This is a genomic window from Acidimicrobiales bacterium (assembly GCA_035540975.1).
In the GTDB taxonomy this organism is placed as follows: domain Bacteria; phylum Actinomycetota; class Acidimicrobiia; order Acidimicrobiales.
In genome coordinates this window covers 14,833-29,036 of the sequence record DATLFN010000046.1, presented here as the reverse complement: position 1 = coordinate 29,036, position 14,204 = coordinate 14,833, and the positions used below count along the sequence as shown (strand labels likewise).

Sequence of the window (14,204 nt, the reverse complement as noted above, 5' to 3'; positions counted from 1 at the left end):
CGGCGGCGCGGCCGTCGACCTGGCGGCCGCGCCGGACGGCAAGGGCTACTGGGTGGCGTCGGCCGGCGGCGCGGTCAACGCCTTCGGCGGCGCCGCGGCCCACGCTGCCGTGCCCGCCCCCCCGGCGCCCGTCTCCGGCATCGAGGCGACGCCCTCGGGCGACGGACTGTGGCTCTCCACCGGGGGCCGGCTCCTGGGCGACTTCGGCGTCACCTGCTACGCCCTCCAGGGCACGACGGCGTCCGGCGCGCCGGTGGCGCCCGACGTCGTCGCCGTCGACCCCCGCACCGTCCCCCTCGGCAGCGAGATCTTCGTCTCCGGCGTCGGCGTGCGACGCGCCCTCGACACGGGCGGCGCCGTCAAGGGCCGGCGGCTCGACATCTGGAACGCCTCGGCCGACTTCTGCCGGGAGTTCGGTCACCAGCGGCTTCCCGCCTACGTCATGGCCTGACGTCACGACGCGGCGGCCGGCGCGGCACGCGCCGGCCGCCGCGGCCCGTCACGGCGTGACGTCGTCGATGGGGTCGCGCTGGTCGGCCCGGGCCCGGACGCGGACCACCTTGTTGGTGGCGTTCAGGAAGGCCCGGGCGGAGGCCTCGACCACGTCGGTGGAGACGCCCCGGCCCGACACGCGCACGCCGTCCGCCTCGAGCTGGACGATCACGTCGCCCAGGGCGTCCACCCCGCCGGTCACCGACGAGACGTTGAAGTCGGTGAGCCGCGCCTCGACGCCGGTGGCGGCCTTGATGGACTTGCACGCCGCGTCGATCATGCCGTCGCCCTCGGCCGACGCCTCGGTCTTCTCGCCGTCGCGGGTCAGGACGACCCGCGCCCGCGGCACGCCCACGGTGCCGCCGGTGACCTCCAGCGACTCCAGCGTGAACGCCGAGTCGGTGCCGACGCCCCCGATCTCCTCGGCCACGATCGCCTCCAGGTCGGCCTCGGTGATCTGCACCTTCCGGTCGGCCAGCTCCTTGAAGCGCACGAAGGCGGCGTTGAGCGCGTCGCCCTCGACGTGCAGGCCCATCTTCTTCAGCGTGTCGCCGAAGGCGTGACGGCCGGAGTGCTTGCCCAGCACGATCTGGCCGCCCTGGGCGCCGACCGACTCGGCGTCGATGATCTCGTAGGTGCTGGAATGGGAGAGCACGCCGTGCTGGTGGATGCCCGACTCGTGGGCGAAGGCGTTCCGCCCCACGACCGCCTTGTTGTACTGGACCGGGTAGCCGGTCAGGCGGCTCACCAGGCGGCTGGTGCGGGCCAGCTCCTCGGTGCGGACGCCGACCTCGATGCCGGGGAACTGGTCGGCGCGGATCCGCAGCGCCATCACCACCTCCTCCAGAGCGGCGTTGCCGGCCCGCTCGCCCAGGCCGTTGACGCAGACCTCGACCTGGCGGGCGCCCGCCTGGACGCCGGCCAGCGAGTTGGCGGTGGCCAGGCCGAGGTCGTTGTGGCAGTGGGTCGACGTGATGTAGTCGCCGGTGATGTTGCGGCGCACGTACTGGATCAGGGCGCCGAAGTCCCACGGGATGCCGTAGCCGACGGTGTCGGGGATGTTGAGCGTGGTGGCGCCCGAGTCGACCGCCGCCTGCAGCACCTCCATCATGAAGTCCAGCGGCGTGCGGGTGGCGTCCTGGGGGCTGAACTCGACGTCGTCGGTGTGCTCTCGGGCCCGGGCGACACCGGCGCGCGTCTCGGCCAGCACCTGGGCCGGCGTCATCTTCAGCATGTGCTCCATGTGGTTGGGGCTGGTCGAGATGAACACGTGGATGCGGGCCCGCTCGGCATGGCGCACCGCGTCCCAGCAGCGGTCCACGTCGGCCCGGTGCGTTCGCGAGAGCCCGGCGATGACGGGTCCGTGGACCTTCTTGGCGATGGCCTCGACCGCCTCGAAGTCCCCCTGGCTGGCGACCGGGAATCCCGCCTCGATGTAGTCGACGTTCAGGCGGGCCAGCTGCTCGGCGATCTCGAGCTTCTCGGCCACGTCGAGCGAGATGCCCGGCGACTGCTCACCGTCGCGCAGGGTGGTGTCGAAGATGATCACTCGCTCGGCCATTCGGCTCGTTCCTTTCACAGCGGAGGGAAACGCGGAAACAAAAAACCTCCTGGCCCGAAGGCGCAGGAGGCGAGGCGAGCCCCGGAGGGGAGCTCGCTCTACGTAAGGAGGAGGGTGCGGCAGGAGGCGCGGTGCGGACGCATCACGTGCCATCGTGGCAAACCGCGGGGTTGCCGTCAAGGTACGGTGTCGCCCATGGTGCGCCGGTCGTTCCGCCGGGGACTGCAGGTCGGCGTCGTCGTCGGGGTGGTGGCCGCCCTGGTGAAGCTGGTGATGCTCCGGCGGTCGTCCCGCGACGAGGGGCCGTCGGGCGCGCCGTCCTGGCCGCCGCTCCCCCCTGAGCCCGTCGAGGCGGAGCCGCCGATGCCGGTCGGCTCCGAGGGCGTCGCGCCGGGTGGCGAGGCCGCCGCCACCGCCGTCGAGGCTCCGCCCGCCGCCCCGGTCGCGCCGCCCGAGCCGCCGCCCGGCGCCGCTGTGGGAGAAGCGGGCGGGTTCCCCGAGGCCGTCGTCGACGCCGCCGTCGCGGCGGAGACCGACGTCGAGGCGGAGGCCGACGTCGCGGCGGAGACCGACTTCGCGGGCGGGTTCCCGGAGGCCGTCGTGGACGCCGACGTCGAGGCCGACGCCCCGCCCGACGCCGCCCCGCCCGAGACCGCCGCGCCCGAGGCCGCGGCCCCTGCCGGCGCCGCCGAGGTCGAGGCCGCGCCGGAGGCGGAGCGCGAACCGTTCGCCGACGCCGAGACCGGCACGCCGGCCGAGCCGCCGGGGGGCCCGGGGCCCGCGGCGCACCTCGAGCCCGACCCCGACTGGGAGGGCGGTGTCGACGAGGCGGCCCCGGCCGTACCCGAGCCGGCCACGCCGACCGACCCGACTGCCGAGCGGGGCTTCGCCCAGCCCACGCTCGAGACGCCGGCGGCGGGCCCCCTCGCCACCGGGGGCCTGGCGTCGGAGGCACCGGCACCGGGGACATGGGCCACCGCCCCGGACGACGACCGGCTGGACGCCGGGGCGGACGCCGCCGACGCGCCCGTCCCGTACGCGGCAGAGCAGCACCCCGTTCCGCAGGCCGAGCGCCAGCCGGACCCGGACCCGGAGCCGGAGCCGGAGCCGGAACCGGAGCCGATCGCCGAACAGCCGGCACCGGAGCCGGAGCGGCCCGCCGCCCAGACGGCCCCGCGGGCGCCGGCCGGCGCCGTCACGAAACGGGTGCGCAAGGCCCGGCCCGGCGCCGCCGACGTCCCACCGATGGCTGCCGCGCCACCGGCGGAGGAGCCGTCCGGCACCACCACGCCGGCCACCCCGGCCCGGGCCCGGCGGGTGCGCAAGGCGGGGGCCCGCCGCGTCCGGGTGGTGGAGCCGTGGGTCGAGGCCGTGGACAAGGCCTGCCCGACCACCCACCCGGTGAAGGCGAAGCTGTCCAGCATGCTGTACCACCTGCCCGGGATGGCGGCATACAACCGCACCCGGCCCGACCGCTGCTACGTCGACGGGGAGTCGGCCGAGGCCGACGGGTTCATCCGGGCCAAGCGGTAGCCCGCCGGCGCCGTCACCGCGGCCTCAGAGCGAGACGCTGTGGACGTCCAGGATGCCGGGCGACGAGCGCAGGCGCTCCAGCACCGCCTCGGGGAGCGCCGTGTCGGTGGCCAGGACCATGAGGGCCGTGTCGCCGGCCGGCGAGCGCCCGAGGGCCATGTCGGCCAGGTTCACCTGCGCCTCGGCCACCGCCCCGGTGACGAGCGCGGCCATCCCGACGCGGTCGTCGTTGCGGACGACGAGCATGTGGCGGGCGGGGGGGACGTCGACCGGGTGGTCGTCCACCATCACGATCCGGGGCTCGAAGCGGACCCCGGTGAGCGTCCCCGCCACGGAGTGGTGGCCGCCCCGGAGCACGATGAGGTTGACGTGGTCGTGGGCCGCGGAGGTCCGTGACTCCTTCCACTCCAGCCCCCGCTCGGCGGCCAGCTGGGGGGCGTTGACGTAGGAAACGGGGTCGAGGTTGGCGCCGGCCGAGAGCAGGCCCTTCAGCACCGAGAGGGTGAGCAGGCTGGTGTCGTAGTCGGCCAGAGCGCCCTGGTACTCCACCTCCAGCACGGGCGGCGTGCCCTCGTTCAGCGACCCGAAGATGGAGCCGAGGCGCTCGGCCAGCGGCAGGAAGGGGCGCACCGTCTCCGACGCCTCGGCGGCGCTGACGTTCACCGCGTAGGGCACGAAGTCCCCCGCCAGGGCGAGGAGGACCTGCTCGGCGATGGTGACGCCCGCCTTGTCCTGCGCCTCGGCCGTGCTGGCCCCCAGGTGGGGGGTGACGACCACGTGGTCCAGGTCGAACAGGGGCGACTCGGTGGTGGGCTCCTCGGCGAACACGTCGAGGGCGGCGCCCGCGACCGTCCCCGAGCGCACGGCGTCGGCCAGCGCCTGCTCGTCCACGATGCCCCCCCGGGCCGTGTTGACGACCCGGAGGCCGGGACGGGCCTTGGCCAGCAGGTCGGCGTCGATCAGCCCCATGGTCTCGGGGGTCTTCGAGACGTGGACGGTGAGGAAGTCGGCCTCGGCCACCAGGTCCTCGAGCGTCTCGGCCAGCTCGATGCCCAGCTGGCGGGCCCGGTCGGGCGACACGAAGGGGTCGTACGCCATCAGCCGCATCCCGAACGCCAGCGCCCGCTGGGCGACGAGGGTGCCGATGCGGCCGAGGCCCACGACCCCGAGCGTCTTGCCGTGCAGCTCCACTCCCTCCCACCGCGACCGCTCCCACTTGCCCGCCTTGAGGGCCGCATGGGCCTGGGGGATGTTGCGGGCGGAGGACAGGAGCAGGGCGATGGTGTGCTCGGCGGCCGACAGGATGTTCGACTGCGGGGCGTTGACGACCATGACCCCGCGCCGGGTGGCGGCAAGTACGTCGACGTTGTCGAGCCCGATCCCGGCGCGGCCGACCACGACCAGGTCGGTGCCGGCGTCCAGCACGTCGGCGGTCACCTGGGTGGCCGACCGGATGATCAGCGCCGCCGCGCCCGGGACGGCGGCGACCAGGCCGGCGGGGTCGAGGTCGAGCCGGACGTCGACGTCGTGGCCCGCCTCGGCGAGCGCGTCGAGGCCCCGCTGGGCGAGCTGCTCGGTGACCAGGATGCGCGCCATCATCGAACTCCGGACTCGGGGGACTTGTTGCGGTAGAGCTCGACGAACTCGCTGAGGGTGTCGCGTTCGACCTCACCGCAGAGTAGGCGCCGCCCCCACGAGGTGGCCGCGACCTTGACGTCCAGCGACGCCCGGGGGACGACGATGACGTCCTTGTCGTGCTCGTCGAACACGGCACGGATGTCGGCCATCTCCGCCTCGGTGAGACCGGGGCGGTGCCACAGGATCACGAACCCGTGCTCCAGAGAGTGGACGAGCTGGGCGTCGGGGGGCACGGTGCCGCCCTCGGGGAAGACGTTGGCGGGGACGGCGCCCGGGTCGTGGTCCCCGCCGGCCGGAGGGTCGACCCCGTACCGCGCCGGGGGGACGTGCGGTTCGGCGGTGACCCGGTCCGCCCGGGTGTCGTAGTCGCACGAGCCGGCGGTGAGCCGCCGGCGCTCGTCGCGCTCCTGCCGCCGGTCGGCCGCCACCAGCGTCACCACCAGGGCCACGACGGCCACCACGGCGCCGGCGGCGCCGAGCCGCACCCGCAGCGCCTTGCGCCGGCGGGCCCGGCGGGCCGCCTCCAGGCGCTCGGCCTGGGTCGGCCTGGACCGGCGGGCGCCGGCCTCGGCAGCGGCCTTCGTGGGCGCAGCCTTCGCAGGCGCCGCCTTCTGCGGTGTGCCCGCGGCCTCGGCCGGCGCGGCTGGCTTGTGAGGCGTGCCCGCGGCCTTGGCGGGCGGGCGCCTGGCCGGCGGCCGCTTCTTCCTGGACCCCTTGCCCGCCACTCGCTATCCGGCCAGGAGCTTGGCGATGCGGGTGATGCCCTCGACCAGGTCGTCGTCGCCCAGCGCGTACGACAGGCGCATGTACCCGGGCGTACCGAAGGCCTCGCCCGGCACGACGGCCACCCGGGCCTCGTCCAGGATGACCTCGGCCAGCTCGAGCGTGGTCGCCGGCGTGCGGCCCCCCACCGGCCGCCCTAGGACCCCCTTGAACGACGGGAAGGCGTAGAAGGCGCCCTCGGGCTCGGCACAGGTCACGCCGGGGACCTCCCGGAGCATCTCCAGCATCTTGCGGCGACGGCGGTCGTACACGGCCCGCATCTCGTCCACCGCCGACAGGTCGCCGGCGAGGGCGGCCAGCGCGGCGCGCTGCGAGACGTTGGCCACGTTGGACGTCATGTGCGACTGGAGGTTGGCGGCCGCCGCCACCACGTCGGCCGGACCGGCCATCCACCCGACCCGCCAACCGGTCATGGCGTACGTCTTCGCCACGCCGTTGACGACCAGGCACCGGTCGGCCAACTCCGGCACCACCACGGGCATGGAGTGGTTCTCGGCGCTCCCGTACACGAGGTGCTCGTAGATCTCGTCGGTGATGACCCAGACGTCGTTCTCGGCCGCCCAACGCCCGATCGCGTCGATCTCCGCCCGCGGGTAGACGGCGCCCGTGGGGTTGGACGGGGACACGAACAGCAGAGCCTTGGTGGCCGGCGTGCGGGCGGCCTCCAGCTGGTCGACGGTGGCCCGGAACCCGGTGCTCTCGTCGGTGTCGACCACCACCGTGGTACCGCCGGCCAGGCCGATCGCCTCCGGGTAGGTGGTCCAGTAGGGCGCCGGCAGGATCACCTCGTCGCCCTCGCCCACCACGCTGACGAGGGCGCTGTAGACGGCGTGCTTGCCGCCGTTGGTGATGAGCACCTGGTTCGGCTTCAGCTCCAGTCCGGTGTCCCGGCGGGTCTTGTCGGCCACCGCCTGGCGCAGCTCGGGAAGGCCGGCCGCCGGCGTGTACCGGTGGTTCTTCGGGTCGCGGCACGCCTCGGCGGCCGCGTCGACGATGTGGGCGGGCGTGGGGAAGTCGGGCTCGCCGGCGCCGAAGCCGATGACGTCCTCACCGGCGGCTTTGAGGCTCTTGGCCTTGGCGTCGATGGCGAGCGTGGCGGATTCGGTGACCGCGGCCACACGTGCGGAGATGCGTCCCATGGGGCCATGCTGTCACGGTGAGCCAGACGCCCTCCACCGACATCCGCATCCCCAGCTCGCTGCTGCCCTCCGACGGCCGTTTCGGGTGCGGTCCCTCCAAGGTCCGCCCGGACGCCGTGGCCGCCCTGGCCGCCGCCGCGCCCGGCTTCCTCGGCACCAGCCACCGCCAGAGCGGCGTGCGTTCCGTCGTCGGCCGCCTCCGGGAGGGGCTGGCCACCCTGTTCGCCGCTCCCGACGGCTACCAGGTCGTGCTCGGGAACGGGGGGGCCACGCAGTTCTGGGACGTCGCCACGTTCGGCCTGATCGGCCGGCGCAGCCAGCACCTGTCGTTCGGCGAGTTCTCCTCCAAGTTCGCCGCCGCCGCCAAGGCGGCGCCCCATCTCGAGGAGCCCGAGGTCATCTCGTCGCCGGCCGGCACCCACCCGGTGCCCGAGGCGCGGGCCGACGTGGACCTGTACGCGCTCACCCACAACGAGACGTCCACCGGCGTCTCCATGGAGGTCCGCCGGCCCGACGGGGCGCCGGCCGGCTCGCTGGTCGCGGTGGACGCCACGTCGGCGGCGGGCGGGCTGCGCGTCGACCTCGAGGAGGTCGACGCCTACTACTTCGCCCCTCAGAAGTGCTTCGCGTCGGACGGCGGGCTGTGGCTGGCCGTGCTCTCCCCCGCCGCCCTGGAGCGGGTCGAGGTGCTGGCCCGGGCCGAGCGGTGGGTGCCGGCGTCGCTCGACCTGCGCATCGCCGTCGAGAACTCGCGGCTGGACCAGACCTACAACACGCCCGCACTCGCCACCCTGTTCCTGCTCACCGACCAGGTGGAGTGGATGCTGGCCAACGGCGGGCTGGACTGGGCGGCGTCGCGCTGCGACCGTTCGGCCGAGCACCTGTACGGGTGGGCGGAGGCGTCGCCGTACGCCTCGCCGTTCGTGGCCAAGCCCGACGAGCGCAGCCACGTCGTCGGCACCGTCGACCTCGACCCGTCCATCGACGCCACCGCCGTCACGGCGGCCCTGCGGGCGAACGGGATCCTCGACACCGAGCCGTACCGCAAGCTGGGCCGCAACCAGCTGCGGATCGCGATGTTCCCCGCCGTGGAGCCCGACGACGTCGCCGCCCTCACCCGCTGCGTCGACCACGTGGTGGGCCAGCTGGCCTGACCGCCCCGCCCCGACGGTCCGGCGGCCCGGCGGCGGTTCAGGCGGCGGTTCCGGCGGCAGGAAAGGGCGAACAGCGCCACTCCGTGCCGCCGGAAGGGCGTTGAGGGTCCCGGCCCCGTGGCCCGCCCCGTGGAAGGGTGGGCGCATGGCCGACGCCGATCTGCTCGACATCACCTGCCCGCGCTGCAACCAGCCCGCTGCCGTCCGCTTCTACGGCCCGTGTGACGGCTGCCGGGCCGAGCTGGCGGCGACGATGGGCGGCCGGGCACGCGAGGTCGACGCGACGTACGAGCCGAAGGCGAACGTGGTGCCGAACCAGGTGGCGACGAAGGAGTAGGCGGCCCCGCTCGCGGCGGCGGGGCGAAGTGCTCCGGCGTCACGAGGGCCCACCACCGACCGAGCAGACGCTGAAGCACCAGCCCCACCGTGAGGCCGGCGGCTGCCCGAAGGGCACAGACGCGCCAGGACGGTGGTGCCGACGGGTCGATCGGGTCGGCACCGCGAACGTCGGGGGTGGCCACGGCGATCTCCGGTCAGCCGCCGCTGACGTCCTCCGGGCGCTGCCTGCCGGCCGAGATGAACGGCATCATGGCCCGCAGCTCGGCGCCCACCTTCTCGATGGGGTGCTCCTTGCCGGCCGCCCGCAGCTCCTCGAACCGAGGACGGCCGGCCCGGTTCTCGGCGATCCACTCCTCGGCGAACCTGCCGGAGCGGATCTCCTCGAGGATCTTCTGCATCTCGGCCTTCACGCCGTCGTTGATGATGCGGGGGCCCCGGGTGACGTCGCCGTACTCGGCCGTGTCGGAGATCGAGAACCGCATGCCCGCGATCCCGTTCTCGTACATGAGGTCGACGATCAGCTTGAGCTCGTGGAGGCACTCGAAGTAGGCCGACTCGGGCTGGTAGCCGGCATCGACGAGCGTCTCGTAGCCGGCCATCACGAGAGCGGTGAGCCCGCCGCACAGCACGACCTGCTCGCCGAACAGGTCGGTCTCCGTCTCCTCCTCGAACGTCGTCTCGAGCACGCCGGCCCGGGTGGCCCCCAGGGCGTGGGCGTACGACAGGGCGAGGTCGCGGGCCTTGCCCGAGGCGTCCTGGGCCACGGCGATGAGCGCCGGCACGCCGCCGCCCTCGGTGTAGGTGCGCCGCACCAGGTGGCCGGGCCCCTTGGGGGCGACCATGGCCGCGTCGACGCCGGCGGGCGGCGTGATGAGGTTGAACCTGATGTTGAAGCCGTGGGCGAAGAAGATGGCGTCGCCCTCCGAGAGGTTGGGGGCGATGGACTCGTCGTAGACCGCCTGCTGCTCGGTGTCGGGCAGCAGGATCATCACGAGGTCGGCCTCGGCGGTGGCCTCGGCGACCGTACGCACGGCCAGTCCCGCCGCCTCGGCCTTGGCCTTCGACGACGACCCCTCCCGCAGGCCGACCCGGACGTCGATCCCCGAGTCCTTCAGGTTCAGCGCGTGGGCGTGGCCCTGCGAGCCGTAGCCGATCACGGCGACCTTGCGGCTGCCGACCAGGCCCGGGTCGGCGTCGTTCTCGTAGGAGATCCTGGCCACCATGGCTAACCCACCTTCCCGCTCACGCTGCGCAGGCGCGGTGCCTGCCGCTCCAACTTGGGCAGCGCCACCCGGCCGGTGCGCTGCAGCTCGATGATCCCGTAGGGTCGCATGAGGTCCTCGAAGTCGTCGACCTTGGACGGGGTGCCGGCCACCATCACGGTCAGCTGGTCGGACCCCACGTCGACGATCTTGCCCTCGAACACCTGCACCAGCTCGATGACCTGGCCCCGGGTGCCGCCGGCGCCGGCCCGCACGGTGGCCAGCACCAGCTCGCGCTCGACCGAGTCGTCGGGGTCGAGCTCGTTGATCTTCACCACGTTGATCAGCTTGAACAGCTGCTTGGTGATCTGCTCCAGCGGCTTGGACTCGACGTCCACCACGATGGTGATCCGGGAGAACCGCTCGTCGTCGGTGGGCGCCACCGCCAGCGAGTAGATGTTGAACCCGCGGCGGGCGAACAGGCCGGCGATGCGGGTGAGGACGCCGGCCTTGTTCTCGACCAGGACCGACAGGGTGTGGTGCTTCACCGCCATGCTCACCGCCCCCCTTCGCCGTGCGCCGGGTCGACGATGATCTCGTCGTTGGACGTGCCGGCGGCGACCATCGGGTACACCTTCTCCGACGAGTCGGTGCGGAAGTCGATGACCACGGGCCGGTCGTCGATCGAGTTGGCCTTCTCGATGGCGGGCAGGACGTCCTCGGGGTGCTCCACCCGCAGCCCGACGCACCCCATGGCCTCCGCCCACTTCACGTAGTCGGGCAGGTCGGGCGACAGGTACACCTCGGAGTAGCGCTCCTCGTAGAACATCTCCTGCCACTGGCGGACCATGCCCAGGTAGGCGTTGTTGAGGATGGCGACCTTGACGGGGATGCGCTCGGCCGCCGCCGTCACCAGCTCCTGGGCGGTCATCTGGAAGCAGCCGTCGCCGTCGACGGCCCAGACCATGCGGTCCGGCATGCCGACCTTGGCGCCGATGGCCGCGGGCACGGCGAAGCCCATGGTGCCGAGGCCGCCCGAGTTCACCCACGTGTAGGGGTGGTCGAACTTCCAGTACTGCGAGGTCCACATCTGGTGCTGGCCCACGCCGGACACGACGATGCAGTCGTCGGGGGTGTTGTCCCGCAGCTGCTCGAGCACGTACTGGGGCTTGAGGGCGCCCCCCTCGTCGAAGGACTGCTCGTAGTGCAGCGGGTACTGCTCCTGCCACTGCCGCAGCTGGGTCGTCCACTCGGTGCGGTCGGGCTGGGAGGCGGCGCCACCGAGGGCCTCGACCGCCTTGACCAGCTCCTCGACGACCCGCCGGCAGTCGCCCACGATCGGCACGTCGGGGCGGCGGACCTTGCCCAGCTCGGCCGGGTCGATGTCGACGTGGATGATCCTGGCGTCGGGTGCGAACCCGGAGACCTTGCCCGTGACCCGGTCGTCGAAGCGCGAACCGAGGGCGATGAGCAGGTCGGCCCTCTGCATGGCGGTGACGGCCGTGTAGTTGCCGTGCATGCCCGGCATGCCCAGGCACAGCGGGTGGCGGTCGGGGAAGGCGCCCCGGGCCATCAGGGTGGTGACCACGGGGATGCCGGTGAGCTCGGCGAAGGCCTTGAGGGCCTCGGCCGCCCGGGCCTTGAGGATGCCGCCTCCGGCGTAGATCACGGGCCGGCGGGACTCGCCGACCAGCCTGGCCGCCTCCTTGATCATGCGCGGATGGCCGATGGTGGTTGGTTTGTAGCCGGGGAGGTCGACCCCCTCCGGCCAGTACCAGTCCATCGTCTGCATGCTCACGTCCTTGGGGACGTCGATCAGCACCGGCCCGGGCCGGCCGGTGGTGGCGATGTGGAACGCCTCACGGACGATGCGGGGGATGTCCTGGGCGTCCATCACCAGCCAGTTGTGCTTGGTGACCGACATGGTGATCCCGGTCGTGTCGCACTCCTGGAACGCGTCGCTCCCGATGTTGGTGGACGGCACCTGCCCGGTGACGACCACCATGGGGATGGAGTCCATGTAGGCGTCGCAGAGCGGGGTGACGATGTTGGTGGCTGCCGGGCCGCTGGTGACGATGGCGACGCCCGGGCGCCCGGTGACGTGGGCGTAGCCCTCGGCCATGTGCCCGGCACCCTGCTCGTGGCGCACGAGGACGTGGCGGATGGTGGAGTCGATGATGGGGTCGTAGACGGGGAGGATGGCCCCGCCCGGGAGGCCGAACATCACCTCCACGCCTTCCATCTCGAGGCTCTTGATGAGGGCCTGGGCTCCGGTCAGCTTCATGGTCTCTGCGCTTCCTTGGGTCCGTTGGTCGCTGTGGTCTCGGGGTGGCCGTAGCCGGGAACGAAAACGACCTCCCGGCTGGGAGGTCGTGACGCACGCGGCGGGAAAGGCGGCGTGCGTTAGGTGGCTACGAGGATGAGGGTGGTGGCGGGCACGGTGAGCACAGTGTCGCACCTGGGCCGCGTCACGGCAACACCACGGCGGCGCGCCCCATAGCCCCAGGAGCTTCCTACGCTCGTTCGATGCGCCGGCGCCACTGGCCCCAGCTCCTCGCCGCCGTCCTCACCGCCGCCTGCTCGGGGGCCCCGCCCTCGACGTCGGCGCCCACCGAGACCACGGCACCGCATGACGACCCGCCGCCGCCTCCGGCGGTCACGACCTCGCCGGTAGAGGTCTACGTGGCGATCGGGGGCAGCGACACCGTGGGCGTCGGGGCGGGCGATCCGGCCAGCCAGGCGTGGCCCCGCGTCTTCGCCCGCCTCGGCCTCCCGCCCGACGCCCAGGTGGTCAACCTCGGCATCTCCGGTGCCACCGTGGCCGAGGCACTCGACCGCCAGGTGCCCGAGGCGCTGCGCCGCGACGCCGACCTGGTCACCGTGTGGCTGAACGTCAACGATCTCCTGGCCGGGGTCCCGCCGGCGGTCTACGAGCGTCGGCTCGGCGAGCTGGTGCAGGCGCTGCGCGCCGGCGGCGGCCCCCGGGTGCTGATCGCCAACACGCCTCCGGTGGACCTGCTGCCCGCCTACGTGGACTGCCGCGCCCGGCCGGGGTGCCTCGGGGGAGACCTCCCCGAGCCGTCGCTCGTGCAGTTCGCGGTGGCCGCCTACAACGCCGCCATCGCCCGCGTGGCGGCGGCCGCCGGTGCCGAGGTGGTCGACCTGCACGCCGCGGGCGTCGCCGCCCATGCCGAGGGCCGCACGCGCCAGCTCGTGGGCAGCGACGGGTTCCACCCGAGCACCGCCGGCCACCGCGCCGTGGCCGAGGCATTCGCGGCGGTCCTGGCCCGGCGCTGAGCCTGTCCGCCCACCGACGGCCATGCGGTACCCTCGCCGGTACTTCAGGGGGCGGCATGGGGCGCAACAGGGCGGCGGCGCTGGGAGGGGTGGCGGCCTTCGCCGCGCTCGTCCTCGCCCCCCTCGCCTCGGCCTTCGCCTGCGGCCCGATGGCCAGTCTCAGGGTGGCGCCGGCGTCGGCCCCGCCCGGCACGGAGGCCGTCGCCTCGGGCAAGGGCTTCTCGGGCGGCTCGGGCGACCCGCCGAGCGCCGGGCCCGTCACTGTGCGCTTCGGCACGACGACCGGGCCGATCCTGTGGCAGGGGCGGCCGGACGCGGCCGGGGCCATCACCGCGGCGTTCACCGTCCCGGTGACGAGCCCCGGCTCCTACCAGGTCATCGCCATGCAGGACTCCGCCGACGGTACGCCGGCCCCGGGGACGCCGGCGCGCGCCGTGATCGAGGTCCTGCCGCAGCCGACCACCACCACGACGACCACGACGACCACGACGCCGCCCCCTCCCACCACGGCGGCGACGACGTCGGCGGCCTCGACGCCGCCCGAGCCCTCGCCGACCGATCCGCCGGCCGCCGCCGGACAAGGCCGGGCGGCCGCCACGACGGCGGCCACCGCACCGACCACGCCGGCCGCCCCCGTGCGGGCGCCCACCCGCGACGCCCCGGTCACGACCTCGGCGACCACCACGCCGGCGCCCTCGGGCGCCGCCGCCCCGACGATGGCCCCGCCCGCGGCGGCGCCGGCGACCGTCGTGACAGGACCGACAGCGGCGGCTCCCGTCGACGCCGGCGGGGACGGCGCGCCGACGCTGAGGGCCGGCCTCGCCCCGCAGCCGGTCACGCACACCGGGGACGGCGGGACGCCGGAACGGGTGATCCTGGCCGGCCTGGTGGTGGTCGCCACCGGTGCGGGCGGCCTGACCGTCCGGCGCCGCCGCTCGGCGACCTCCTCCTGAGGCCGACGGGGCGCGTCGCCGCCGCGCAGGCGGCAGATCCGCCGCCATCGTGTCGGAAGGTGTCAGGCTGGGTACAGGCGCCTCACACTCGCGGGCGGCCCTGCCCCCGGGTG

At 73.9% G+C, this 14,204-nt stretch carries 13 protein-coding genes; 6 read left to right on the top strand and 7 right to left on the bottom strand.

What is annotated here, in order from left to right; translation table 11 throughout:
* Nucleotides 1-451, top strand: a 451-nt coding sequence (locus VM242_05765; protein ID HVM04659.1) for a 3D domain-containing protein, incomplete at its 5' end; no start/stop codon positions are given.
* Nucleotides 452-499: 48 nt separating this feature from the next.
* Here the strand turns inward: VM242_05765 and VM242_05760 are convergent.
* Entirely contained in the window at nt 500-2,053 is a 1,554-nt protein-coding gene (locus tag VM242_05760; GenBank protein HVM04658.1) for a 2-isopropylmalate synthase, read from the bottom strand.
* Nucleotides 2,054-2,248: 195 nt separating this feature from the next.
* Here VM242_05760 and VM242_05755 point away from each other — a divergent pair, with 195 nt between their 5' ends.
* Nucleotides 2,249-3,586, top strand: a complete 1,338-nt coding sequence (locus VM242_05755; protein ID HVM04657.1) for a hypothetical protein — start codon at nt 2,249-2,251, stop codon at nt 3,584-3,586.
* Between the two features lie 24 nt (nt 3,587-3,610).
* Here the strand turns inward: VM242_05755 and serA are convergent, their stop codons facing one another.
* Genes serA through VM242_05740 form a run of 3 tightly spaced genes read right to left on the bottom strand, consistent with a single transcriptional unit; the run spans nt 3,611 to nt 7,146 of the window.
* The gene (gene serA, locus VM242_05750) at nt 3,611-5,182 is read right to left on the bottom strand and encodes a phosphoglycerate dehydrogenase (protein HVM04656.1); all 1,572 of its coding nucleotides are present in this window, start codon (nt 5,180-5,182) and stop codon (nt 3,611-3,613) included.
* On the bottom strand, nt 5,182-5,949 hold the full coding sequence (locus tag VM242_05745) for a DUF3105 domain-containing protein (protein ID HVM04655.1): 768 nt from the start codon (nt 5,947-5,949) through the stop codon (nt 5,182-5,184). Before VM242_05745 ends, serA begins: the two co-directional genes overlap by 1 nt.
* A 3-nt stretch (nt 5,950-5,952) precedes the next feature.
* Nucleotides 5,953-7,146: a pyridoxal phosphate-dependent aminotransferase gene (locus VM242_05740; protein ID HVM04654.1), complete on the bottom strand. Its 1,194-nt coding sequence runs from the start codon at nt 7,144-7,146 to the stop codon at nt 5,953-5,955.
* A gap of 17 nt (nt 7,147-7,163) precedes the next feature.
* Here VM242_05740 and serC point away from each other — a divergent pair, with 17 nt between their 5' ends.
* Complete coding sequence (gene serC / locus VM242_05735; GenBank protein HVM04653.1) at nt 7,164-8,300, top strand: phosphoserine transaminase; 1,137 nt, start codon at nt 7,164-7,166, stop codon at nt 8,298-8,300.
* Between the two features lie 145 nt (nt 8,301-8,445).
* On the top strand, nt 8,446-8,637 hold the full coding sequence (locus VM242_05730) for a hypothetical protein (protein HVM04652.1): 192 nt from the start codon (nt 8,446-8,448) through the stop codon (nt 8,635-8,637).
* A 196-nt stretch (nt 8,638-8,833) separates the two neighbouring features.
* Here the strand turns inward: VM242_05730 and ilvC are convergent, their stop codons facing one another.
* The 3 genes from ilvC to VM242_05715 are packed head-to-tail and all read right to left on the bottom strand — an operon-like array spanning nt 8,834 to nt 12,299.
* On the bottom strand, nt 8,834-9,862 hold the full coding sequence (gene ilvC / locus VM242_05725; GenBank protein ID HVM04651.1) for a ketol-acid reductoisomerase: 1,029 nt from the start codon (nt 9,860-9,862) through the stop codon (nt 8,834-8,836).
* Between the two features lie 2 nt (nt 9,863-9,864).
* Nucleotides 9,865-10,395, bottom strand: coding sequence for an acetolactate synthase small subunit (gene ilvN, locus VM242_05720; GenBank protein ID HVM04650.1), 531 nt, complete (start codon nt 10,393-10,395; stop codon nt 9,865-9,867).
* A gap of 2 nt (nt 10,396-10,397) precedes the next feature.
* Nucleotides 10,398-12,299, bottom strand: a complete 1,902-nt coding sequence (locus tag VM242_05715) for an acetolactate synthase large subunit (protein HVM04649.1) — start codon at nt 12,297-12,299, stop codon at nt 10,398-10,400.
* A gap of 68 nt (nt 12,300-12,367) precedes the next feature.
* On the opposite strand from VM242_05715, the gene VM242_05710 reads away from it, so the two are divergent.
* Nucleotides 12,368-13,138 carry an SGNH/GDSL hydrolase family protein gene (locus VM242_05710; GenBank protein HVM04648.1) on the top strand — a complete coding sequence of 257 codons (771 nt, stop codon included), beginning with the start codon at nt 12,368-12,370 and terminating at the stop codon, nt 13,136-13,138.
* Between the two features lie 56 nt (nt 13,139-13,194).
* Entirely contained in the window at nt 13,195-14,091 is an 897-nt protein-coding gene (locus tag VM242_05705) for a hypothetical protein (protein HVM04647.1), read from the top strand.
* Nucleotides 14,092-14,204: the final 113 nt, after the last annotated feature.

Bases quoted from the DNA above. Each gene is read 5' to 3' on its own strand.
- VM242_05760 (HVM04658.1), bottom strand. From the start codon at position 2,053: ATGGCCGAGCGAGTGATCATCTTCGACACCACCCTGCGCGACGGTGAG.
- VM242_05755 (HVM04657.1), top strand. From the start codon at position 2,249: ATGGTGCGCCGGTCGTTCCGCCGGGGACTGCAGGTCGGCGTCGTCGTC.
- serA (HVM04656.1), bottom strand. From the start codon at position 5,182: ATGGCGCGCATCCTGGTCACCGAGCAGCTCGCCCAGCGGGGCCTCGAC.
- VM242_05740 (HVM04654.1), bottom strand. From the start codon at position 7,146: ATGGGACGCATCTCCGCACGTGTGGCCGCGGTCACCGAATCCGCCACG.
- VM242_05730 (HVM04652.1), top strand. From the start codon at position 8,446: ATGGCCGACGCCGATCTGCTCGACATCACCTGCCCGCGCTGCAACCAG.
- ilvC (HVM04651.1), bottom strand. From the start codon at position 9,862: ATGGTGGCCAGGATCTCCTACGAGAACGACGCCGACCCGGGCCTGGTC.
- ilvN (HVM04650.1), bottom strand. From the start codon at position 10,395: ATGGCGGTGAAGCACCACACCCTGTCGGTCCTGGTCGAGAACAAGGCC.
- VM242_05710 (HVM04648.1), top strand. From the start codon at position 12,368: ATGCGCCGGCGCCACTGGCCCCAGCTCCTCGCCGCCGTCCTCACCGCC.
- VM242_05705 (HVM04647.1), top strand. From the start codon at position 13,195: ATGGGGCGCAACAGGGCGGCGGCGCTGGGAGGGGTGGCGGCCTTCGCC.